General features: G+C 62.1%; 1 protein-coding gene. It reads right to left on the reverse strand.

The window, feature by feature from the left end:
- Positions 1-796 (reverse strand): copper ion binding protein (locus tag C6W91_RS21140; protein ID WP_370571612.1); only part of this gene is annotated, 796 nt, incomplete at its 3' end.
- Positions 797-947: the final 151 nt, after the last annotated feature.

Genomic DNA, 947 nt, shown 5'->3' on the forward strand with positions numbered 1-947 from the left:
AGACCGCACGCACCGCGTCCGGCAAAAGCGCAGGCAGGAAGGTTGCGACAACGGAGTAAAGATAGGCTGCCCCGGTACCCACCGCGACAAGGCTGTTCATGTCCGGCGCGCCCTTCAGCAGCGCGGGGAAGCCTTTGAGATAGAAGATCCGACCCGGCCCGATCAGCACCAGCGTCGTCAGTGCGAACTGCAACAGCCAGCTGGTCTGCTGACCGATGGTGGCGTTGATCCAGTGGTGAAAGACCGGAAACACATGGCCGCCCATCTCAACCACAAAGACCGGCAGCGCGAGGGCAGCGGCATAAGCCATGCGCCGGGCAAGGCTACGGGCTTCTTCCGCCTTGCGGGCGGTGCGATCCTCACCGCCCGCCGCCTCTGCCACGGTCGCGGGATAGCCGGCGTCCTTGCTGGCCGCGATCAGTTCGGCGGGAGTGACCGCGCCTTCGGCATAGCGCACGGTCGCGGTTTCAGATGCGAGGTTTACATTGACGTCAAGCACGCCCGGCACAGCCTCCAGCGCCTTGTCGACGCGTCCGACGCAAGAGGCACAGGACATCGATTCCACGTTCAGCGTCACCGACGCCACCCGCGCCGGGTAACCAAGCTTGTCGAGCGCCGCGATGGCGTCTGCGATGCGCTCCGGGTTGTCAGCAACAAGTCGTGCGGTTTCAGATGCAAGGTTGACCGAGACGTCATGAATGCCCTCAACCGCCGTTAGGCCGCGGTCCACGCGCCCAACGCAAGAGGCACAGGACATGCCTTCGACGGACAATGTAACAGGGTTTTGTTCGGGCATGACAGCCTCCTCGATTCTGTGTGGCTGTGCCTTACATGGTGGTTCTAGTCACTGGAAGGTCAAGGGCGCGTCAAAATTTTATCACAGGTCAGATCACGTCTTGACCTTCCCCTAACTGGAAGCCCCATCTCTCGCCCTGCAACCAAACCAG

Source organism: Phaeobacter sp. SYSU ZJ3003 (assembly GCF_041300735.1).
GTDB lineage: Bacteria > Pseudomonadota > Alphaproteobacteria > Rhodobacterales > Rhodobacteraceae > Phycobacter > Phycobacter gallaeciensis_A.